General features: G+C 63.5%; 3 protein-coding genes and 2 tRNA genes. 3 read left to right on the forward strand and 2 right to left on the reverse strand.

Features of this window, described 5'->3' with window-relative positions:
• Positions 1-4 precede the first annotated feature (4 nt).
• Both EN994_RS27320 and EN994_RS27325 read left to right on the forward strand, forming a co-directional pair.
• Positions 5-775, forward strand: coding sequence for an SDR family NAD(P)-dependent oxidoreductase (locus EN994_RS27320; protein WP_063167795.1), 771 nt, complete (start codon positions 5-7; stop codon positions 773-775).
• A complete protein-coding gene (locus EN994_RS27325) occupies positions 772-1,455 on the forward strand; it encodes a GNAT family N-acetyltransferase (RefSeq protein ID WP_063167794.1) in 684 nt (227 codons plus the stop codon). The genes EN994_RS27320 and EN994_RS27325 overlap by 4 nt, the downstream gene beginning before the upstream one ends.
• Here EN994_RS27325 and EN994_RS27330 read toward each other — a convergent pair.
• A tRNA-Val gene (locus EN994_RS27330) sits at positions 1,443-1,518 on the reverse strand. The genes EN994_RS27325 and EN994_RS27330 overlap by 13 nt on opposite strands.
• A 216-nt stretch (positions 1,519-1,734) precedes the next feature.
• Between EN994_RS27330 and EN994_RS27335 the strand changes: the two genes are divergently transcribed.
• Positions 1,735-1,811: transfer RNA gene (locus EN994_RS27335), tRNA-Asp, on the forward strand.
• A gap of 145 nt (positions 1,812-1,956) precedes the next feature.
• Here the strand turns inward: EN994_RS27335 and EN994_RS27340 are convergent.
• The coding region (locus EN994_RS27340; protein ID WP_206530512.1) for a PfkB family carbohydrate kinase at positions 1,957-2,414 on the reverse strand (458 nt) is incomplete at its 5' end.

Below are 2,414 nucleotides of genomic sequence, written 5' to 3' on the forward strand. Positions count from 1 at the left end.
TCGCATGACAGGACGGCTAAAAGACAAGGTGGCGCTCATCGTCGGCGCCGCCCGCGGCATCGGCAAGGGCATTGCGCTCCGCTTTGCCGAAGAGGGGGCGCGGCTGGTGCTCGCCGACACCGAAGTCGAGGCCGGGCAAGCGACCGCTGGCGAGTTGGGCGTCCCCTTCATCCGCACCGACATCTCGCAAATGAGCGACGCCAAGGCCGCCGTGGCGCTGGCGCTGAAGCAGCATGGCCGTCTCGACATCATCGTGCAGAATGCGGGCATCTATCCCTGGCAGCTGATCGAGAACACCAGCGCCGACGACTGGGACCGCGTCATGGCGGTCAATCTGCGCGGCACCTTCAATGCCAGCCGCGCGGCCCTGGTGCCGATGAAGGCGCAACGCTTCGGCCGCATGCTCTACACCTCCTCCATCACCGGTCCGCATGTCACCAGCCCGGGCCATGGCCACTATTCGGCCAGCAAGGCCGGCATCAACGGCTTCATCCGCGCCGCGGCACTGGAATTCTCCGGCTACGGCATCACCGTCAACGGCGTCGAGCCCGGCAACATCCTGACCGAAGCGATCGAGCTGCATCGCGGCGAGGCGTTCATCAAGAACATGGAGGATTCCATCCCGCTTGGCCGCCTCGGCAGCCCGCGCGACGTCGCCAATGCCTTCCTGTTCCTCGCCTCGGACGATGCCAGTTACATCACCGGCACGACCATCGTCGTCGATGGTGGCCAGTTGCTGCCCGAAGGCAGCGATTTCCGGCTCGTTCCGCCATGATCATCGATTTCGGCGATGGCTTCTTCCTGCGCCAGGCGACCGAGGCCGACCATCCAGCACTTGCCATGATCTGCCTCAAGACCGGTGATGCCGGCCAGGATGCAACCGGTCGCGAAGACGCTCCGGATCTGTTGGGCCAGATCTACACCATCCCCTACCAGGTGCTGGAGCCCGACCTCGCTTTCATCGTCGATGGGCCAACGGGCGCCGCGGGCTATCTGCTGGGTGCAAAAGACACAAAGGCTTTCAATGCAGGCCTGGCAGCAAAGTGGTATCCGCGCCTTCGCGCGCAGGTGACCGATCCCGGACCCGACCGCGCACGCTGGAGCGGCAGCGACTGGGCTCGCCACCAGATCCATCATCGCGACTTCACCATTCCGCCGGCCCTGGCTGCCTACCCTTCGCACGGTCATATCGACCTTTTGTCGCAAGCGCGTGGCAAAGGCATCGGCCGGCGGGCGATGGCTTTTCTCGAGCAAAGGCTCGCCGCGCTCGGTTCACGCGGGCTTTGCCTCGAAGTGATGCCGGACAATCACAACGCGCTGCGCTTCTACAGGGCCATCGGATTCGCGGTGTTGCGGGAGCCGGGATTGCCGGACCACAGCATCTATGTCGCCAAACGGCTGACAACCGCACCGGAGATCGTGCGCACCGGAGATCGTGTGAATGGTGGGCGATGACGGGCTCGAACCGCCGACATCTTCGGTGTAAACGAAGCGCTCTACCAACTGAGCTAATCGCCCGCTCCGGGCCGGACCTTTAAGCGGTCAGGGTCCGCTTCGCAAGGCCAAATGAGCGCAGGACGCCCTGGTTGGATGCCGGTTTTGCCAACAAAACGCCGGCTGTCAAAAAACCTTCTCCTGTTTGCTGTTATGATGGTTTGGTGCGCTTGACACCCGGTGGCGAACCCCTTATCCAGCGCCCCAACGACGAACACGGCTGACACGTGTTCGCCATGCGCGGGTGTAGCTCAGTTGGTTAGAGTGCCGGCCTGTCACGCCGGAGGTCGCGGGTTCGAGCCCCGTCACTCGCGCCATTTCTCTCAAGGGTATCAAGCCCTTGGCTTTGGAGAAATGTCGACATTGATTGTCAAAAATGTTGTCTTGCAAGAGACCTGAGGTCCAAGAGACCTGAGGTCACTCAGGTCCGTTCGGCCCGTGCAGACGTCTTGCCGCGCAAGATCATCCTCTCGCCAGCAGCGCCTCGACCTCCTGCAGCGTCGGCATGGATGGCGCAGTCCCTGGCCGGGTCACCGAGATTCCGGCGACGGCGCAAGCGAAGCGCACCGCCTGCAGCGGTTCCACGCCCCTCGAAAGTGCTGCCGCAAGCCCGCCATTGAAGGCATCGCCTGCCCCCGTGGTTTCGACCACCGGGCCGGCACTGACGGCTGGAACATGGTCGGAGCGATTTTTCGAGTGCAAAAGCGCGCCCTTGTCGCCGAGCGTGACGATGACTGTGCCGACGCCCTTTTCGAGCAGACTGTCCGCAGCGGCTCGCGCCTCGTCGACCGAGGACACCTTCATCCCGGTCAGTTCCTCCGTCTCGGTCTCGTTGGGTGTGAAGTAGTCGCAGAGCGTGTAGATGCGGTCGGGAAGCTTTGCCGCAGGGGCCGGATTGAGGATCGTCGTCACCCCTGCCC

The organism is Mesorhizobium sp. M7A.F.Ca.CA.002.09.1.1 (assembly GCF_003998555.1).
Taxonomy (GTDB): domain Bacteria; phylum Pseudomonadota; class Alphaproteobacteria; order Rhizobiales; family Rhizobiaceae; genus Mesorhizobium; species Mesorhizobium ciceri.

What these genes read in the sequence shown, in the direction of transcription:
- EN994_RS27320 (WP_063167795.1), top strand. Translation starts at nt 5, where the DNA reads ATGACAGGACGGCTAAAAGACAAGGTGGCGCTCATCGTCGGCGCCGCC.
- EN994_RS27325 (WP_063167794.1), top strand. Translation starts at nt 772, where the DNA reads ATGATCATCGATTTCGGCGATGGCTTCTTCCTGCGCCAGGCGACCGAG.